The organism is Terribacillus saccharophilus (genome assembly GCF_046592895.1).
Lineage (GTDB): Bacteria > Bacillota > Bacilli > Bacillales > Amphibacillaceae > Terribacillus > Terribacillus saccharophilus_D.
In genome coordinates this window covers 225,496-244,280 of the sequence record NZ_JAWVPU010000004.1, presented here as the reverse complement: position 1 = coordinate 244,280, position 18,785 = coordinate 225,496, and the positions used below count along the sequence as shown (strand labels likewise).

The window sequence follows — 18,785 nt, the reverse complement described above, 5'->3', positions numbered from 1 at the left end:
GGTTTTTTTGCGTTCTTTTTTCTACATATCTTACCTGGACCTGCACAAACTAACGGAAATGGAACTGGAAAGGTGCGTCTGCATGGGGTTTTTCAAACAAAAGAAAAGTCAGTCCGTACAAGAAAAAGTCATTCGGGAAGACAAGATGCCGCCGCATCGATCTACCATATCGCTTGAGAAGAACATCCGTTATATCCAGGATGAATTGAAAAACGCAACTGATGTAAAAGTACGGCTGCTTCCAGGGAATAAGCAAGCATTGGTCTACTTGGACGATATTACAGATTCAGATAAAATGCATCGATATATTTTTGCACCGCTGCGGGAAATGGATGGAGATATTCATAAGCTCAGAGACCGGGAAGAAAGTGATGATCTCAATAAAGCTGTATCAGCACTTTTGGAAGGCAAGGCAGTCTACTTAATAGAAGGAAAGTCCACTTGTTACTTTTTTAACGTTCAGCAAAATGTGACCCGTGCCATCATGGAGCCGATGAATGAAAAAGTCATCAAAGGATCGCATGATGGCTTTAATGAGGACATCAAGCAGAATATCAATCTCATTCGCCGGCGTATCCAGCATCGGGACTTGACGATAAAAAAGCAAACAGTGGGCGACTATACAGAGTCTGAAATCGCTCTGATATATGTGGATGGCATCGTCAATCCCGATGTCGTGACAGAACTGGAAAACAGGGTGAAAAATATCAGCAGTGACGCACTATTGAGTGCAGGAGCCTTCAGCGAATATATCGAGGATCGTACGTACAGCATATTTCCGCAGTTCTTGAGCACGGAGAGACCGGATAAGACTGTTGCACAGCTCATGGAGGGAAGGATTGCGATCCTTTTTGCCAACAATCCAACATGCCTTATTGCGCCGGTTACGTTTTATGCTTTCTACCAATCACCGGATGATTATAATACACGCTGGCTGGTTGCAACGTATATCCGTTTGATCCGTTTGTTCAGTTTTATCCTGGCAATAACGCTGCCTTCTTTTTATATTGCGGTAGTTGGGTTTCATTATGAAGTGATTCCGGAAGCTTTGATTTCGCCTGTACTTGGTGCCATTCGGGATATTGCTTATCCGCCGATTGTCGAAGCGGTACTGATGGTGATCGTCATAGAATTGATTCGGGAATCTGGTATACGGCTGCCATCGCCGATCGGTTCGACGATCGGTATCGTCGGAGGTCTTGTCATTGGTGATGCAATCGTTACAGCTGGTTTGGTCTCCAATCTGATGGTGATCGTCATTGCCCTTACTTCACTGGCTTCCTTTGTTGTACCGTCGAATGAAATGAGTGATTCCTTGCGGTTATTAACTTTCCCGCTGATCATCCTTAGTTCTATGCTGGGTTTCATCGGGATTGCATTTGGTTTATTGATGGTACTCATTCATCTTTGCCGGATGGAATCATTGGGACTTAGCTATTTCACACCGATTCAATTTCGCGATTTGAAGGATACAGTCATTCGCATGCCGCAATTTTTGATGAAACGCCGGCCCGAGCAGTTGGAATCGCCACGTCCATATAAGTCCAATAAACTAGGTGATGAATATGGTAAAAAGTGATCAGAACCAAAAAATCACCTTGTCGCAGCTAGCTTATATCTTCATCCAGAGTCAAATTGGAGTGGATGTATTGAATCTATCGACAGTGCTGCATAGAGCTGCTGGCGCTGATGGATGGATACCATTGATTCTAGGCGGTGTCATTTCAACTGTTTTCATACTGATGATCTTGCATGTTGGCAAATGTTATCCCGGAGAAGGTCTATTTGATGTATTAAGAAGCAGTTTTGGAAAGCCGCTGGGCAATGTGGCGGGATGTGGCTATTATGTGTATTTTCTAGTTGTTGCCATCTATCTGCTGACTTCTTATGGGGAACTCATCAACCAATGGCTGCTTCCCGAAACGCCAATCACTGTACTTTATTTGCTTTTGCTCTTCAGTGCGCTTTATACCATATCAGGAGGACTGACGGTAATTGCCAAGGTATTCACTTTCTTTGCGGTTATTTTATTCCTGATATCACTGTTGTTTCTATTCGGACTCGTCGACGCAAAATTCATTTACCTGCTTCCGATCGGACAGGCTTCGTTTTCGGGATATATGGAAGGAATTCGTGTCACCATCTATTCCCTGAGCAGTTATGTGCTGTTATTGCTGTTTGTTCCTTATACAAAGGGTGATTTTAAACAGATATCCCGGACGCTGATTGGCGCAAATATAATCGTCATTTTGTTCTACTTATATACAGTCATCGTTTCTTTTGCGCATTTCGGATCGGATCAGATCGATCATGTATCACAGCCGATTCTATATATGCTTCGAACAGCTGATTCAGTCGTCATGACAAGAATCGATATTTTCGTCCTTGCCATGTGGACCGTTTTTGCGATGACAGCTTTTGCGGCTTATCTTTATGGTGCCGAGAGAGCTTTTGCCAAAATACCCAAGCCAAAGAAGAAAATGCTGAATGTATACACATCTTCCCTAATTGTGCTTGCAGTATCTTATTGGGGAGGTTTAACGGAGGACAATTTCAGACGAATCATTGATTTTCAAGATTTGATTACGGAAGCCTTCACGATTTACATCCCGATTTTATTATTCCTTCTGACTTTCATACGCCGAAAAGATAAGCAAAAGGAGGCGGAGCAATGAAGAAGCTGACTATCATATTGCTGAGCTGCACATTTCTATTGTCAGGATGCTGGGATACAAGGGAATTCAAAGAAGTGAAGCTCGGTATCACGGCAGCTTATGATCTGACAGAGGATGGTGTCTATACGAATACCATCCTCATTCCCAACGTGCAAAACAGTGCACAAGGTCCTGGTCAGGAGTCCACTCAATTCCTTACGGCAACTGGAAATACATCTTCTGAAGCGCGAACGAATATCGACAGGCGGCTGTCCTCCACGTACAGCCCATCCCAGCTTGATGTCGTCCTTTTTGGGGATAAACTTGCCCGTCAGGATATCTATCCGTATATAGATGCCTATTACCGTGATCCGAGAATGCATCTTGATGTAGTACCTGTCGTCGTGAAAGGTAATGCACAGGAAGCCTTGAAAGTGGTTCCGAAATCCGAGATGCGCCCAAGTGAGTATATAGAAGGTATAATCGAATCGGAAGTGGATACGACGAACACGCTCGAAACAAGTTTGCAAGCGATCGGTTCGGAGCTTTATGAAGAGGGAGAAGATTTTGCATTACCGCTTTTGCAAGTAGGTGACGCAGGACAGACTGTATCTTATGAAGGTTTGGCCTTATTCCACGGATCAAGTTATACGGGTAAAGATATCCCATTCGACCATACCACGCTCTTCTTGCTGATGAAAAAGATAAAGGGGAAAATGGCACGTATGACTGTCAAAATCCATGAAGGCGAGAGTCCGGAACCTGATAACTATACAACAATCAATATCGAAGACTTCTCCAGTAAAATCACATCCAAGCCGGATCAACAGCATAAGGTAAGGACGGATATCACTGTGGATCTGACCGTAATGATACAAGAATATCCGCAGGATCATCTCTCACTGAGTAAACTGACCGAGGTCAAGAAAAATCTGGAGCAGGCATTGACGGACCAGGCGAAGGAAACAATCGCCATCATCCAGAAAGCGAATAGTGATGTATTCGGAATCGGCCGCAGTATCTATGGTCACCATTCAGGGTACTGGAAAAAACTCGATTGGGAAAAAGACTTCAAAGAGATTAAGATCGTACCGCATATCAATGTTGATATTCGTTCGCGTGGAATTTTCAGATAATTTGATGGTTTTCCATAGTTTGTTTAATCAATGTCCGCATCCTCGCATAAGATAGACTAATTATCTTAAGGGAGGCTGGCGAATGAGTGATTCCAACCATTTTGCAGTGTCAGAAGAAGACTGGTCCCTCCACCGAAAAGGATATGATGATCAAAAGCGGCATCAGGAGAAAGTCCAGGAAGTATTGAAGAATAAGCTGCCCGATTTGATCACGGAAGAAAATATCATTATGTCTAATGGGAAAGATTTGATCAAAATACCGATCAGATCGTTGGATGAATACAAAATACGTTATAGTCAGGATAAGAATAAGCATGCTGGTCAGGGAAAAGGCGATAGCAAGGTAGGGGATGTTCTCGGCCGTGCCGGCGGTCAGCAAAAAGCACCAGGCAAAGGACAAGGCGAAGCAGGCGATCAGCCGGGACAGGATTATTATGAAGCAGAAGTGTCCTTCGAAGAATTGGAAGAGAATTTCTACAGTCAGTTGGAACTGCCGAATTTGGAGCAAAAAGACGAACAGCAGATGATTGTGACGGATATTGCGTTTCATGATATTCGCAAGACAGGGCTTGTCGGCAATATAGACAAAAAACGTACGATGCTCGAAGCATTCAAACGCAATGCGCTTAGCGGGACGGCATCATTCGCACCGATATATCCAGAGGATGTACGCTATAAAACATGGGACACGATAGAAAAACCCGATTCGAAGGCTGTCGTCCTCGCCATGCTCGATACAAGCGGCAGTATGGGGAATTGGGAAAAGTATGTAGCCAGAAGCTTTTTCTTCTGGATGACCAGATTCCTGCGGACAAAGTATGAAACTGTCGACATAGAATTCATCGCCCATCATACAGAGGCAAATGTGGTGGATGAAGAGTCTTTCTTTTCGAAAGGGGAAAGCGGGGGTACCATCTGTTCTTCTGCGTACAGAAAAGCATTGCAGCTGATAGATGAAAAATATCCGCCGTCAGCTTACAATATTTATCCTTTCCATTTCTCGGATGGTGATAACCTGACATCTGATAACAGCCGCTGTATCGGCCTGATCAATCAGCTGCTTGAAAAGTCCAGTATGTTTGGATACGGGGAAGTGAATCAATACAATCGGCATTCGACGTTGATGCAGATTTTCCGAAAGATGGATCATCCGAAATTCCGCTATTATGTACTTCGTAAAAAGACGGATGTCTTTTATGCCATGCATCGCTTTTTCTCGAATGAAGAAGCAGAGGTTTCTGTTTAAACAGCAGTGTTTTCACTGCTGTTCTTTTTAGTTTTCTGGAAATAATGTGCCCAAAAAAGCATATATTGGTCATATGCCAAAAAGCCCTTTCTTTTTTTTTGAATATCCTTTAGGATAGAATAGGCGACGAAATGTTTCGTTTATATTACAAATAAATTACAGATATATTAAATAGAGAAGTGCTTTTAATGGGAAAGGGAAGGATTTACAACATGAAGGAAAAACGGATTCTATTTACGGGGGGCGGCACAGCCGGCCATGTAATCGTGAACGTGGCCTTGATTCCTGTATTCAGGCAGGAAGGGTGGAAGATCGATTACATCGGATCTAAGAATGGAATAGAGCGTGACCTGATTGAGCCGATGGAAGGCGTGACATACCACAGCATTTCCACTGGTAAATTAAGACGTTATATGTCCAAGGAGAATTTTAAGGATCCTTTCAAAGTAATGAAAGGGACGATGCAGGCATACCGGATCATGGGGAAAGTGAAGCCGGATGTCATCTTCTCCAAGGGCGGATTTGTTTCGGTGCCGGTGCTGTTTGCATCTTGGCTTCGCCATATCCCTGCGGTCATCCATGAATCGGATATCACGCCTGGACTTGCAAATAAACTGGCAATGCCATTTGCTAAAAAAGTCGTGACGACATTCGCTGAAACGGTATCACATGTTTCTGCCAAGAAAGCAGAGTGGGTCGGTGCAGTCGTGCGAGACGAATTGATTCAAGGGAACCGACGAGTAGGCTTGGAGAATCTGGGCTTCTCACCGGATAAAGCCGTGTTGCTGATCATGGGAGGAAGCGGCGGATCCAAGATAATAAATGATGCGGTCCGCTCAAGCGTGGACACATTGCTTCAGGAATTCCAGATCATCCATATTTGCGGTAAAAATCAATTGGATGAGACAATCAAGAAAGACGGCTATGTGCAATTCGAATATGTGAATGAAGGCTTGAACGACCTATTCGCGGCATCTGATTTCGTTTTGTCACGTGCTGGTTCGAATGCTATCTTCGAATTCCTGGCGCTGCGCAAGCCAATGCTGCTCGTGCCATTATCCCGCAAAGCAAGCCGAGGCGATCAGCTTCTGAATGCAAGCTCCTTCAAGAAACAAGGCTATGCCGATGTCTTGGAAGAAGAAGATTTGACAAGTGCTACTTTGATTCAGCATTTACAGGATCTCAAAGAACACAAAAATGAAATATTACGGGCTATGAGCCATTATGAAAGCCAAGAAGCAAAACAACGGGTAATTGAAATCATAAAAGAACATGCAAAAAAGAAATAAGATATATATATAGAATAGTCGTCCCAATAAGGGTGGCTATTCTTTTTTTATGTAAATTGACAGAGGTAAGAGGTATGCTTCACTTTTATAGGCGGCAAAGGAGAGGTGACATAGGGAAGAAACTGGCGAGTTAAAGATACAAAGCAAGTCATTGAATTTAGGAAAAGGGTCATACAATGTAAATGCATGACCCTTCTCTTATCAGTTGCTTAACATGATGCAATTTCTTAGGAAGTTTTTTCGTATCCGTTTTTGATAACGGTCAGTTCACCAGTCACAGGATCAATCACGAGAGCATGCACTGGTACTTGTTTTGGAAGCAAAGGATGGTTTGCAATCAAAGAAGCACTGCTTGCCACGGACTCCTCCACACTATTGAAACCGTCGAACCATGTGTTGGCAATATCTTCACTGGAAGATTGACGCAAATATGTCTCCACATCTCCGCCTTGTCTACCGATTTGTTCGAGCATATCCGTACCATGAAGATGGTGCATACCGCAATCTTTATGGCCGATTACGAAGACTTCCTCGCCTTTCAAAGCGTGGATGGCTACTAAAATACTTTTCATGGCACTGTCAGAAGTGTCAACGAGCATCGCGCCAGCATTTTGGATGATTTTTGCATCCCCATTTTTCAAATTGACTGCTTTAGGCAGCAATTCAAGCAAGCGGGCATCCATACAAGTCAGTATGACAGCTTTCTTGGAGGGGAACTTGTCCGTTTCATACTGTGCATATGCTTTGTCTTCTACGAATTTTTGGTTATGAACCAAGATGTCATCTAATAACATAGATCGTGACACTCCTTTTTTTTATTGTCTTCACTAGTTTACCACATCATGGCTGATGTTTACCTAATTGCTTATTGCTCAAATTTTTAGAAAATATCGTTGACCTAGATTGATAGGTATGTATATACTTATTATGCATAAAATAACAATTGGAAGGAGGAACCCAAAATGAATAACCGGAAACCAGTATTTTTCAGTCAATTTCATAATGGGCAGCTCCTCCTTTGTTCGGATCTTTTGTAAAGCTGATTCTATCTGGACGGAGTCTGCCGCATATTGCTTGCTGCATACTCCTGATACGTGTACGCCTGCTGGCGTGCGCGTTTTTTTATGCACAAATTCATGGAATGGTTGATATAAGCTGATTTCTGTCGGCTTTTTATCACATAATCAAAATCAAGGAGGAAAGCTTATGCTGAACGTACAAAGAAGACAATGGGATGAAGATTGGAATGATGATGGCTAGCAGGATTAGATTAGACAAATCTGCGAGGAGAAAGTTGGGGACAGTATGTTTGATGTTTTAAAGAAATTGAATTGGTTTTTCATTAAGTATTGGAAGCGGTATACAATAGCAATCATCGCCCTTATCATTGCTAGTTTGATTGGGTTGATCCCGCCGATTCTGATTGGCCAGACCATCGATGAAATCAATTATAACTCGCTTACCACTGAGAGGCTTTGGCAAGTCATCGGGCTATTCATTGTACTGATCGTGCTGCACTACATTATTTCTTACGTGTGGGATTACACATTATTCAGTGGTTCAGCCATATTGGAAAGATTGATGCGTTCCAAGCTGATGGGGCATTTCTTCCGTATGACGCCTACTTTCTTTGATAAGAAAAAAGTGGGTGATCTGATGGCACAAGGGACGAATGATCTAAGGGCCATTTATATGACGAGCGGTTTCGGGGTGCTGACCTTGATCGACTCGAGCATCTTCATGCTTATGATCATCGGAATCATGGGATTTTCAATCAGCTGGGAGCTGACCTTGGTCGCTCTTATTCCAATGCCTATCATGGCTATCGTCATGCACAAATATGGCGAAGCAATCAATGAACGTTTTACGGAAGCGCAGGAAGCCTTCGGGAACTTGAATAATGAAGTGTTGGAATCGATCCGCGGCATCAGAGTCACCCGCGCGTTCGTCCAGGAAAAGCTAGATGAACAGCGTTTTCAGGATATGACGGAGGATGTTTATCAAAAGAATATCAAGGTTGCCAAGATCGATGCATTGTTCGAGCCGACAATGAAGATCCTTGTCGGGCTTTCTTATACAATCGGCATCGGCTATGGAGCTTTGCTTGTCTTCCGTAATGAAATCACACTAGGGAATCTTGTGTCATTCAATATGTATCTTGGCATGCTGATTTGGCCAATGTTTGCGGTAGGGGAACTGATCAATATCCTTCAGCGTGGAAATGCTTCGCTGGACCGTGTCAATACGACACTCGATTATCCAGCTGATGTTACCGATCCCCCGCATCCGATTGAGCGGAAAAAACCAGGAGATATCGTGTTCGATGCTGTCAGTTTCCGTTATCCAGGGAATGATACCGATCGGCTGCAAAATATTACTCTTGAGATAAAGCAGGGAACAACACTTGGAGTGGTAGGGAAAACGGGAGCCGGAAAATCGACGTTATTCAAGCAGCTGCTGCGGCAATATCCGCCAGGAGAAGGATGTTTGCTGCTCGGCGGTACTCCTATAGATCAATTCGCCTTGGATAAAACGCGTGGCTGGATCGGATATGTGCCGCAAGAACAGATACTCTTCTCCAAGACGATCCGGGAAAACATTCGATACGGCAAGCACGATGCATCCGATGAAGAAATCTTCCGCGTCATGGAACTGGCGCATTTCCTGACCGACATCCAGAGCCTGCCGGAAGGTTTGGATACAAAAGTGGGGGAAAGCGGTGTAACGCTCTCTGGCGGTCAAAAGCAACGCGTTGCCCTGGCTCGTGCATTTATCAAGAATCCGGAGATATTGATCCTGGATGATTCCATGAGTGCGGTTGACGGAAAAACGGAAGCGAATATCATTGAACATTTGAAAACAGAGCGACAAGATAAAACGACAATCATTGCGGCGCACCGTCTTTCGGCTGTTAAGCACGCAGAACAGATCATTGTCCTGGATGCTGGCCGGATCATCGAAAAAGGTTCGCATGAAGAACTGCTGGCGGCAAACGGCTGGTATGCAAGCCAGTATCATTTGCAGCAGCTGGAGGATAAGGAGGTTATCTCCTCATGAAGAAAAACACGACGGAACGAAGATTGTTCCGATACGCTTTGAGCAATAAAAGAACCATCAATATCGGGCTTGTCTGTCTGCTGATTGCAGTAGTCTTGGAGCTGGCAGGTCCATTGATTGCAGCTAGGATCATCGATCATCATATCCTGGGAATCGAAGCTACTTGGTATGAGGTCGAGGAGGAGTCCGACAAAACGGTGAACTATGAAGGAAACACTTATGTACGGTCTGATGAAATACAAACAAAAGAAGATGCAGTCGGAGAAGCGACCGTCCTGCAGATCGGAAGGCATTTTTACTTCACGGATGCTGTGCTGCCTTTGGAGGGCAGCCGATCATTTGAAAATGGGACGATAACGGTCGATAGTCCTGGAGGGATAGAGGAAGCGGAAGGTGCAAGACTTTCAGCAGCTGAGTTGTATGAATTTTTCAGCCCGCAGTTTCAGCCGATCATCATGCTCCTGATCATCTACGTAGCGCTTCTCTTCATTGCGGCGATATTCCAATTTTGGAAGACCTTCCTGCTTCAGCAGGCTTCCAACAAGATTGTCCGCACGATGCGGAATGATATTTTTGCCCATACGCAGCGTGTTCCGATCAATTATTATGTAGATCGGCCGGCAGGGACGATTGTAGCTCGAATCACCAATGATACGGAAGCAATCCGTGATCTGTACGAAAGGGTACTCGCAACTTTTGTTACGAGTTTCGTGTACATGACCGGTATATTTGTGGCAATGTTCTTCCTGAATGCCCGACTTGCTGCGATTTGCTTGCTTATCATCCCGATCTTCTGGGCTTGGATGAAGGTATACAAGTACTTTGGTACAAAGTACAATACTGTCGTCAGAAAAACCGTGAGTGAAATAAACGGTAGTATCAATGAATCGATTCAGGGCATGCCGATCATTCAGGCGTTCAACCGGGAACAAAAGACAAAGGAAGAATTTGAAGTGCTGAATACGCGGAACTTCATCTACCAGCGTAAACTGATGAAATTAAGTGCACTGACTTCGCATAACTTGGTGACAGTGCTGCGTAATCTGGCTTTTGTAGCTTTCATCTGGTACTTCGGGGGTGCTGCTGTAAGTGGTGGTTCCCTCGTTACGGTGGGGGTGCTTTATGCCTTCGTTGATTACTTGAACCGTTTATTCAACCCAGTTACGGATGCTGTGAACCAGCTGCCGCTTCTTGAGCAGGCGCGTGTCGCTGCTTCGAGGGTATTCCAGCTGCTCGACCAGCCGGGTGAGGATGTGGACTTGGGGGCAAGACGTGAGAAAAACCGCGGGGAAATCGCTTTTGAGCATGTAAGCTTTGCTTATAATGATAAAGATTATGTTTTGAAGGATCTTAGCTTCCAAGTGAAAAGCGGACAGACGGCAGCTTTTGTCGGTCATACAGGTTCCGGGAAAAGTTCGATCATGAATTTGTTATTCCGGTTTTATGACCACCAAAAAGGTAAGATTACGATCGATGGTATGGATACAATGGAGATGTCCCGCCAGCAAGTCCGCAGCAGCATGGGGATCGTACTGCAGGACCCATTTTTATTCACAGGCACGATTCTGACGAATGTGACGATGAATAACCCTGATATTTCTCGGGAAATGGCAATTCAGGCACTGGAAGCAGTAGGAGCGGAGCAGTTCATATCCAAGCTTCCAAAAAAGTATGATGAACCAGTCAAGGAAGGCGGAGCTACGCTTTCAATGGGAGAAAGACAGCTTGTTTCCTTTGCAAGAGCATTGGCATTCGATCCTTCCATCTTGATACTGGACGAAGCGACAGCTAATATCGACACAGAAACAGAGGCTGTCATTCAGCGGGCGCTTGATGTATTGAAACAAGGCCGGACGACATTGGTCATTGCGCATCGTCTGTCGACGATCATGCATGCTGACCAGATCTTTGTCCTGGAACAAGGGAAGATATTGGAACAAGGCGATCATATGTCCCTACTGGAGCAGCAGGGACAATATTATCAGATGTATTTGATGCAGCAGAGCGGTATCAAACGCACTGCTGGCTGACGAAAAAGCTGTCCTGCAATACGCAGGATGGCTTTTTTGTTGCAGAGATTTAATTTTTTTGTAATTATTTTGAGAAGCAGCCTTCTATTGGGGTGTTGTATGATAGGCATATTGGAAGTATTGGAGTAAGCCATATGTCATATATAAAAATTACAATTTATCTTAAACGAAATTTACAAATGATTTTAAAGTGTTACACCCGAAAATTACAATCATGTTACGAAAAATATAGAAGGCTGGAGGTGATAGGTCTTGTATCTACGCCAGTCTAATGATCCTAAACGCGGGAGATTAGAAGAACAGATTAAACAAGTACAGGCTGGGAATACCGAAATGCAGAATAAGCTGATTGAGAGCTATCAGCCTTTTATCGCGAAATCTGTATCGGAAGTATGCCGCCGGTTCATCGATCCTTCCAAGGACGAAGAATTCAGTATCGGTCTATCCGCATTCAATGAAGCGATGCTTGCTTATGCTGATGATAAGGGCAGTTCCTTCCTTTCATTTGCAAAGCTTGTCATCAAACGAAAGACGATCGACTACATCAGGCGTGAACGAATCCGTCTCCCGGCAGCTTCCTTGGATGAGCTGTATGAAGATGACAGTGAGAATCCCCGGGAAGCAGAAGCAGCTCAGACAGCCTATATACAGGAAACGGAAGCTTGGTATCGCCGTGCTGAGATCGAAGAGTACGATAGGAAGCTGAAGGAGTATAAGCTGTCTTTCCAGGAACTCATCCATGTCGCTCCGAAGCACCGGGATGCTAGGGAATCAGCAATCGAAGCGGCCAAAATTCTTCATGCAGACTCTGATCTGCGGGAATATGTCATCCGCAAGAAGAAAATTCCGATCAAGCAGTTAGTCGAAAAAGTAGCAGTCAGCAAGAAGACGCTGGAAAGGAACAGGAAGTATATTCTCGCTATTTTCATCATCCTTAGCGAGGATTATATCTATCTGAAGGATTATATGAAGGGGGTGAGTTAGTGAAAAGAGGAGTCGTCGTCAAGCAAAGCCGCCGCAGCACGATCGTGCTGACAAGCGAAGGAGTATTTTTGGAAATCAACGCACAAGAGCAGGCAGCAGTCGGACAAGAAGTGGAATTCAGTGCGCAGGAACTAGTCAGAAGGACAAGAGTCAGACATTGGACACCGTCCATGAAGAACTTCATGCGTGTAGCTGTCTTGGTACTTGTATTTGTGCTGGCGATATTTCCCGTGTATTCCTGGTATATTGGCGGAAAAGCGTATGCTTATGTGAGCCTGGATTTCAATCCGAGCATTGAATTGAAGGTGAACAACCGTATGGATGTCGTCTCTGTAGCAGCCTTGAATGAAGATGCAAGAGCGGTTATTGCAGCTTTGGACGAATGGCAAGGTGAGCCTGTCGAAAAAGTGGCAGCCAGTATTTTGCGAAAATCGAGTGATTTAGGTCTTTTAACTGACTCAGAGAGTATCATCATAGGTGTGAATTATATTGGCGCCAAACAAGAGGATAAGCAGTTGACCAATATATTGGAGGGGTCGGTCAATCGTTTTAACGACACATTACATATAGCCTCGTTCCAGGTGCCGGATGCGGTGCGCGAGACAGCGCAGGAAGAGCAAAAATCGATGAATGAAATCATGGCTCAGTCGATAATGGAAGAGGATGACGCTCCCAAGTTAGATTCTGCTCTCACACAATCAGATTCAGCTATTATTAAAGATTTTTATAAAGATGATGTGCAAGATGAAGAATCGCCTGAAGAAGAAGTCTCCCGCCAGACTAAAGAGAGTCTTGATACCAAACCTGCCTACACTGTCACAGAACCATCCGTGAAAGAAAAAGAGAACACGGGTATCAAGACTGCTGAAGGGCTTGAGAAGCCGCAGGAATCCGATCAATCCAAGGGATTCAAGAAACAAATGAAAGAAGTAGAGAAACAAGCAAAAGAAGCAAGGAAGCAAGCCGGTAAAGAAGCAAGAAAGCATGAAAAAACAAACACAAGACCTGAGGCCAATGAAGCGAATCCAGCTTCTGAACAGGAACGGAAAAACAAAGATAAAGATAAGGAAAAAGAGAAACACAAAGAGAAAGACTCCAAGCACCATGGAGATAATCGCAAGGAACAGCGTGGACCTGGTTCCAGCCGTAACAATGATAAGGAAAAAGATAAAAATTATCATCATGAACAACAGGGGAACAACGGCAAATCAGTACCTCCTGGACTTCAGGACAGAAGGAATGAACAACCAGGAAGCAAAGAGAAGCAAAAGAATTCCGAAATGGATTGATATTACCTAAGAAACTTTGACTCATACTAAGACTACATGCACGATCTAAGGGGTAAGAACTATAGAGAACTTTTCCGAAAGAAAGGATAACTGCTATGTCTGAACTCGATTTGTCGCAATTTGAGAAAAAAGTCGTATTACGTAATATTACAGAAGCTGATATCGATCAAATCCTGGACATGCAAAAAGTCTGTTTTCCAGGCATGGAACCATGGATGAAGAGTCACTTGAAAAGCCACATCGGGATATTTCCTGAAGGGCAGTTCTGTGTGGAATTGGATGGCAAAATCATCGGCAGCTGTTCCAGCCTGATCGTCAATTTCGATGAATACGATGATCACCATACATGGGATGATATCACCGACGAAGGCTATATCACCAACCATAATCCCGATGGTTTCAATTTGTACGGCATCGAGGTGATGGTGCATCCGGATTATCGCGGAATGAAAATCGGGAAGCGTCTTTATGAAGCACGCAAGGAACTGGCTGCTGAGATGAATCTCAAGAGCATCATCATTGGCGGCAGGATTCCAAATTATCATAAATACAGCAATGAAATGACACCACGTCAGTACGTCGAGGAAGTGGAAGCGCAAAATATATTTGATCCTGTTTTGACTTTCCAAATGATGAATGGATTCCGTGTGATGCGAATCAACCGCGATTATTTGCCGGATGATAAGCAATCGGCTACTTTTGCCACGCTGATGGAGTGGAACAATATCGAATATCGGGCAAAGTCGAAACGCCATTTCAAGACATCTTACCCGGTGAGGATAACAGTCATTCAATATATGATGAAGCAAATAGAATCATTTGAGGAATTTGCCAGGCAGGTCGAGTATTATGTGGATGTCGCGTATGATTTCGGTTCGGACTTTGCAGTTTTTCCGGAAATCTTCACAACGCAGCTCATGAGTTTCCTGGAGGAAAAAGTCCCTTCCAAAGCCGTGCGGAAATTATCGGAATTCACGGAGCAGTATATTGAATTATTCACTGATTTGGCTGTTCGTTACAATGTGAACATAGTCGGGGGCTCACATTTTGTGGAAGAAGATGATCATATTTATAATATCGCCTATCTTTTCCGCCGTGATGGTACGATTGAAAAGCAATATAAAATCCATGTCACGCCGAATGAGAAGAAGTGGTGGGGAATCCAGCCAGGTGATACAGTGAAGGTATTCGATACGGATTGCGGCAGGATTGCCATCCAGATTTGTTATGACATCGAATTCCCGGAGCTTGCACGTTATGCAGTGGATCAAGGTGCCAATATCATTTTCGTCCCGTTTTGTACCGATGATCGCCAAGGATATTTACGAGTACGATATTGCGCTCAAGCCAGAGCGGTTGAGAATCAAGTGTATACGGTCATAGCCGGAACTGTCGGAAACTTGACGCAAGTCGAAAATATGGATATTCAGTATGCACAATCCGGTATATTCACCCCATCCGACTTTGAATTTGCACGCGATGGTATTGTCGGTGAGTGTCCGCCGAACATTGAAACAGTCGTTGTCGGGGATGTGGACTTGGAGATTTTGCAGCGCCAGCGAAAAACGGGGACTGTGCGCCATTTGCATGACCGACGCAAAGACCTTTTCGAATTGAAGTTCAGGAATTTAGAGAGCGAAACGCCTGAAGATCAATGAAGAAGACTCGAGCACTGTTTGCTCGAGTCTTTTTTTAGACATCCAAGGCATACAAAGTGGTATGGCCCATTGCATGGTCGATATATTGAATCAGCTCTTCATGTGATTTCACGACAGCGTGCTGTTCGGAGGGATAATGGAATGCGTGCAAAAAGATTTCGATGCGCTTGGAAAGCAAATCATCCTTTGTGCGTACCATGAGGACGAGCAGATCATCCCACTGTCCCCAAATGGTGAATACCAGTGCTTTTTCGTAATCCTGGATTTTCATTAGGCTATCCCCTTCCTCTCAGGGTATAGATAGTATCTCTCTTATGCGGCAGAACATTGCTGGCAGATATAAGCACTTCATTTCCTCCTTTGCATAGGGCATGAAAATCCGTACATACTAAGTGCAGAATGGCAAATCAAAGGAGGAAATACCAATGAAGAAATGGAAATTGATCAGTATGGCTGCCCTTGCTGCCATCACACTCACAGCTTGTCAGAACGACAATGATAATGACACCGGTATGGGCAGGAACGGGAATGTGGAACCGACTCGGTACAATAATACAGACAATAACTTGGTGCATCGAAACAGCGATAACACAATGGATGTAGATGACCGCCAGAAAAATGGAGATGACCAGCAGCCGCGTTACCAAGTTGCGGATGATGTAGCGAAGAAAGTGGAAGAAGTGGAAGGCGTAGATAAAGCATACGTATTCACGACTGACAATAATGCTTTTGTAGCGGTTGATTTGAATAACAATGACAACGATACAGGAAACAATGATAACAACTCAGGAAATAATGGTGACGGCAATACAGCAACAGGAAACAATGACGTGACTGACAAGATGAAAAAAGACGTGGAAAAAGCAGTGAAATCAGTGGATGAAGATCTCGACAACGTATATGTCTCCACTGACCCGGATTTCCTTGGTATGGCAGAAGATTATAACAATAAAATCGATCAAGGTCAGCCAGTAAAAGGCTTCTTCCTCGAATTCGGTAATATGCTGAATCGAGTGTTCCCGAACAACGAAAGATAAAAACAGAGGCTCCTACGATGGGAGCCTCTGTTTTTAATTTGGCTGTTTTGTCAGGGAGGAAGCAACAGCCAATGCTTTTTTGATGGCACCTTTGCCGACATCATAATGAGTTACAAAACGGACGCTAGTAGGTCCAAAAGCATTAGCCAGGACTTGCTGTTCTTTAAGCAGCTGAACATAAGCGTCTGCTGTCATACCTGTTTCTTTGACATCAGCCAGTACGATATTCGTTTCCACTTTATTAAGAATTTCGATACCTTCGATCTCAGCCAAACCTTCCGCTAACAATTTGGCATTGTCGTGGTCATCCGCGAGACGCTCCACATTATCCAGAGCCACAAGACCAGGTGCTGCCAATATGCCGGCCTGACGCATACCGCCTCCAAGACGCTTTCTCCATTTCCGGGCTTTATCGATGAATACCTTGGACCCTGCCAGGACAGAACCGACAGGTGCTCCCAAACCTTTGGATAAACAAACCTGTACCGTATCGGTAAGCTGCGCATATTTGGCTACACTGATACCTGAAGCGACAGAAGCATTGAATAAACGGGCACCATCCAAATGAATCGGGATTCGATGCTCGCGCGCTATTTGAGCGATCACCATCATATTCTCAATCGGAATGACAGCACCGCCTGCTTTGTTGTGTGTATTCTCCAGGCAGATCAAGCCGGTTTCGGGGAAGTGGATATCGTCCTTCCTGATCGCAGCGGCCAATCCCTCCGGGCATATTGCGCCGCGCTCTCCCTTCAATGTACGCGTCTGCACACCTGCAAATATGGATGTGGCTGCTCCTTCGTAAAGGAAGATATGTGATTCTTCTTCCAGGATGATTTCATTACCAGGGTTGCAATGAGAGAGTACAGCGATTTGATTCCCCTGAGTACCGCTTGGTACGAATAGTGCGGCTTCCTTTCCAAGTAAATCGGCAACCGTTTCTTCTAACTCATTAACAGCTGGATCCTCACCATATACATCATCTCCGACTTCTGCTTCATAAGCAGCTTTTCGCATCGCTTCAGATGGCTTGGTGACCGTATCGCTACGCAGATCGATCATGGCGAACACTCCTCTCTATTTCCTATTATATAGTATGAATTTATAACATTTCCACTATTTTTAAAGTTGTTATAAGGTGTTGTTTTACCGTAGATGGGAATATGACTGACGATGCATCTTTTTATTGAATAAACTATAGTACTATGGTATTCTTCAATCATAAACACTATAATTCTTATTTGATTACTTGGATATTGATTAGATTATTCATGAGGTGATGAAATGGGCCGCGAATTTATCGATATGTTCGATAAATGGGCAGAGACGTATGATGATACGGTCACTGGCCAAGATCCGCAATATAAAGAAGTATTTGATAAATATGACGAGATACTGCAGACAGTCGCAGACGCTGCAGAAGGATATACATTGGAGTTCGGTGTTGGAACAGGTAATCTTTCCGAGAAATTACTGGCTAGAGGATTGCAGGTGACAGGTATCGAGCCATCCAAAGAAATGCGGGAGCATGCTTCCCGGAAATTCCCGCAGCTTCAAATCGTCGACGGAGATTTTCTCTCGTTTCCCGAACCCGGGCAGCAGGTTTCTACCATTGTCAGCACATGGGCCTTCCATCACTTGACGGATGAGGAGAAAGGGCAAGCAATGGAAAGCTACGCAGAACTGCTCGAAAAAGGCGGGAAAGTCATTTTTGCTGATACTGTATTCTCCAGCGCTGAAGCTCGCAGCACGCTGATCCAGGAAGAAAAGGATAAGGGAAATGACAGACTTGTCCAGGATCTGACCACGGAATATTATACGACGATGGAAGTGCTTCGTCACATTTTTCAAACCAAAGGATTTCATGTTACATTTAAGCAAATGAACCGCTTCGTCTACTTGATCACAGCAGAAAAAGCATAAGGAGAGACACTGATGACAAAGAAAATGAATGTAGAAAGTTTTAACCTGGACCATACGAAAGTAGCAGCACCATACGTACGCTTAGTCGGCATTACGGAAGGAACGCAGGATAAAGTATATAAATACGATATTCGTTTCAAGCAGCCCAATAAAGAATATATGGAGATGCCGGGTTTGCATTCCTTGGAGCATTTGATGGCTGAAAATATCCGCAACCACATCGAAAACATCCTCGATATCGGGCCGATGGGATGCCAGACTGGTTTTTATGTTTCCATCTTGAACAATGACAGCTATGATGAGATTCTGGATGCTTTGGAAAAGACATTGCAGGATGTGCTTGATGCGACGGAAGTGCCAGCTTGCAATGAAGTGCAGTGCGGCTGGGCAGCTAACCACAGTCTGGAAGGTGCACAGGAGATTGCCAAGGAAATGCTTTCCAAAAAGAATGAATGGCGTCAAGTTTTCGCCGAATAGAGGGA

At 44.3% G+C, this 18,785-nt stretch carries 16 protein-coding genes; 13 read left to right on the top strand and 3 right to left on the bottom strand.

Translation table 11 applies throughout. The annotated features are described in order from the left end of the window. Nucleotides 1–82 precede the first annotated feature (82 nt). From SFC66_RS14035 to SFC66_RS14015, 5 genes are all read left to right on the top strand, one after another. On the top strand, nucleotides 83–1,579 hold the full coding sequence (locus tag SFC66_RS14035; RefSeq protein WP_411219364.1) for a spore germination protein: 1,497 nt from the start codon (nucleotides 83–85) through the stop codon (nucleotides 1,577–1,579). Further along, complete coding sequence (locus SFC66_RS14030) at nucleotides 1,566–2,675, top strand: GerAB/ArcD/ProY family transporter (RefSeq protein ID WP_411219363.1); 1,110 nt, start codon at nucleotides 1,566–1,568, stop codon at nucleotides 2,673–2,675. The genes SFC66_RS14035 and SFC66_RS14030 overlap by 14 nt, the downstream gene beginning before the upstream one ends. Beyond that, nucleotides 2,672–3,790: a Ger(x)C family spore germination protein gene (locus tag SFC66_RS14025; protein WP_411219362.1), complete on the top strand. Its 1,119-nt coding sequence runs from the start codon at nucleotides 2,672–2,674 to the stop codon at nucleotides 3,788–3,790. Before SFC66_RS14030 ends, SFC66_RS14025 begins: the two co-directional genes overlap by 4 nt. Nucleotides 3,791–3,872: 82 nt before the next feature. Continuing rightward, a complete protein-coding gene (yhbH, locus tag SFC66_RS14020; protein ID WP_411219361.1) occupies nucleotides 3,873–5,036 on the top strand; it encodes a sporulation protein YhbH in 1,164 nt (387 codons plus the stop codon). A 212-nt stretch (nucleotides 5,037–5,248) separates the two neighbouring features. After that, nucleotides 5,249–6,325, top strand: coding sequence for an undecaprenyldiphospho-muramoylpentapeptide beta-N-acetylglucosaminyltransferase (locus SFC66_RS14015; RefSeq protein ID WP_411219360.1), 1,077 nt, complete (start codon nucleotides 5,249–5,251; stop codon nucleotides 6,323–6,325). 227 nt (nucleotides 6,326–6,552) lie between these two features. Here the strand turns inward: SFC66_RS14015 and SFC66_RS14010 are convergent, their stop codons facing one another. Then, entirely contained in the window at nucleotides 6,553–7,119 is a 567-nt protein-coding gene (locus SFC66_RS14010; protein WP_411219359.1) for a beta-class carbonic anhydrase, read from the bottom strand. Nucleotides 7,120–7,630: 511 nt separating this feature from the next. Between SFC66_RS14010 and SFC66_RS14005 the strand changes: the two genes are divergently transcribed. The 5 genes from SFC66_RS14005 (at nucleotide 7,631) to SFC66_RS13985 (ending at nucleotide 15,343) form a co-directional block, all read left to right on the top strand. Then, nucleotides 7,631–9,382, top strand: coding sequence for an ABC transporter ATP-binding protein (locus SFC66_RS14005; protein WP_411219358.1), 1,752 nt, complete (start codon nucleotides 7,631–7,633; stop codon nucleotides 9,380–9,382). Next, nucleotides 9,379–11,412, top strand: coding sequence for an ABC transporter ATP-binding protein (locus tag SFC66_RS14000; RefSeq protein ID WP_411219357.1), 2,034 nt, complete (start codon nucleotides 9,379–9,381; stop codon nucleotides 11,410–11,412). The genes SFC66_RS14005 and SFC66_RS14000 overlap by 4 nt, the downstream gene beginning before the upstream one ends. 252 nt (nucleotides 11,413–11,664) lie before the next feature. Continuing rightward, nucleotides 11,665–12,396: an RNA polymerase sigma-I factor gene (sigI, locus tag SFC66_RS13995; RefSeq protein WP_411219356.1), complete on the top strand. Its 732-nt coding sequence runs from the start codon at nucleotides 11,665–11,667 to the stop codon at nucleotides 12,394–12,396. Then, nucleotides 12,396–13,685 (top strand): anti-sigma factor domain-containing protein, encoded by a 1,290-nt coding sequence (locus SFC66_RS13990; protein WP_411219355.1) that lies wholly within the window; start codon nucleotides 12,396–12,398, stop codon nucleotides 13,683–13,685. Before sigI ends, SFC66_RS13990 begins: the two co-directional genes overlap by 1 nt. Before the next feature lie 95 nt (nucleotides 13,686–13,780). After that, the gene (locus tag SFC66_RS13985; protein WP_411219354.1) at nucleotides 13,781–15,343 is read left to right on the top strand and encodes a GNAT family N-acetyltransferase; all 1,563 of its coding nucleotides are present in this window, start codon (nucleotides 13,781–13,783) and stop codon (nucleotides 15,341–15,343) included. 34 nt (nucleotides 15,344–15,377) lie between these two features. On the opposite strand, the gene SFC66_RS13980 is transcribed toward SFC66_RS13985, so the two are convergent. Beyond that, nucleotides 15,378–15,614 carry a YhdB family protein gene (locus SFC66_RS13980; protein WP_411219353.1) on the bottom strand — a complete coding sequence of 79 codons (237 nt, stop codon included), beginning with the start codon at nucleotides 15,612–15,614 and terminating at the stop codon, nucleotides 15,378–15,380. Nucleotides 15,615–15,768: 154 nt separating this feature from the next. Between SFC66_RS13980 and SFC66_RS13975 the strand changes: the two genes are divergently transcribed. Further along, on the top strand, nucleotides 15,769–16,380 hold the full coding sequence (locus tag SFC66_RS13975; RefSeq protein ID WP_411219352.1) for a YhcN/YlaJ family sporulation lipoprotein: 612 nt from the start codon (nucleotides 15,769–15,771) through the stop codon (nucleotides 16,378–16,380). A gap of 33 nt (nucleotides 16,381–16,413) precedes the next feature. Here SFC66_RS13975 and ltaE read toward each other — a convergent pair whose 3' ends face one another. Beyond that, nucleotides 16,414–17,442 (bottom strand): low-specificity L-threonine aldolase, encoded by a 1,029-nt coding sequence (gene ltaE / locus SFC66_RS13970; protein ID WP_411219351.1) that lies wholly within the window; start codon nucleotides 17,440–17,442, stop codon nucleotides 16,414–16,416. A 222-nt stretch (nucleotides 17,443–17,664) separates the two neighbouring features. Here ltaE and SFC66_RS13965 point away from each other — a divergent pair, with 222 nt between their 5' ends. Beyond that, nucleotides 17,665–18,303, top strand: coding sequence for a class I SAM-dependent DNA methyltransferase (locus SFC66_RS13965; protein ID WP_411219350.1), 639 nt, complete (start codon nucleotides 17,665–17,667; stop codon nucleotides 18,301–18,303). Nucleotides 18,304–18,315: 12 nt separating this feature from the next. Continuing rightward, entirely contained in the window at nucleotides 18,316–18,780 is a 465-nt protein-coding gene (locus SFC66_RS13960; RefSeq protein ID WP_411219349.1) for an S-ribosylhomocysteine lyase, read from the top strand. The last annotated feature ends 5 nt before the right edge of the window (nucleotides 18,781–18,785 follow it).

Bases quoted from the DNA above. Each gene is read 5' to 3' on its own strand.
- SFC66_RS14000 (WP_411219357.1), top strand. From the start codon at position 9,379: ATGAAGAAAAACACGACGGAACGAAGATTGTTCCGATACGCTTTGAGC.
- ltaE (WP_411219351.1), bottom strand. From the start codon at position 17,442: ATGATCGATCTGCGTAGCGATACGGTCACCAAGCCATCTGAAGCGATG.
- yhbH (WP_411219361.1), top strand. From the start codon at position 3,873: ATGAGTGATTCCAACCATTTTGCAGTGTCAGAAGAAGACTGGTCCCTC.
- SFC66_RS13985 (WP_411219354.1), top strand. From the start codon at position 13,781: ATGTCTGAACTCGATTTGTCGCAATTTGAGAAAAAAGTCGTATTACGT.
- SFC66_RS14025 (WP_411219362.1), top strand. From the start codon at position 2,672: ATGAAGAAGCTGACTATCATATTGCTGAGCTGCACATTTCTATTGTCA.
- SFC66_RS14015 (WP_411219360.1), top strand. From the start codon at position 5,249: ATGAAGGAAAAACGGATTCTATTTACGGGGGGCGGCACAGCCGGCCAT.
- SFC66_RS14005 (WP_411219358.1), top strand. From the start codon at position 7,631: ATGTTTGATGTTTTAAAGAAATTGAATTGGTTTTTCATTAAGTATTGG.
- SFC66_RS13975 (WP_411219352.1), top strand. From the start codon at position 15,769: ATGAAGAAATGGAAATTGATCAGTATGGCTGCCCTTGCTGCCATCACA.
- SFC66_RS13980 (WP_411219353.1), bottom strand. From the start codon at position 15,614: ATGAAAATCCAGGATTACGAAAAAGCACTGGTATTCACCATTTGGGGA.
- SFC66_RS14010 (WP_411219359.1), bottom strand. From the start codon at position 7,119: ATGTTATTAGATGACATCTTGGTTCATAACCAAAAATTCGTAGAAGAC.
- SFC66_RS14030 (WP_411219363.1), top strand. From the start codon at position 1,566: ATGGTAAAAAGTGATCAGAACCAAAAAATCACCTTGTCGCAGCTAGCT.
- SFC66_RS13960 (WP_411219349.1), top strand. From the start codon at position 18,316: ATGACAAAGAAAATGAATGTAGAAAGTTTTAACCTGGACCATACGAAA.
- SFC66_RS13965 (WP_411219350.1), top strand. From the start codon at position 17,665: ATGGGCCGCGAATTTATCGATATGTTCGATAAATGGGCAGAGACGTAT.
- SFC66_RS14035 (WP_411219364.1), top strand. From the start codon at position 83: ATGGGGTTTTTCAAACAAAAGAAAAGTCAGTCCGTACAAGAAAAAGTC.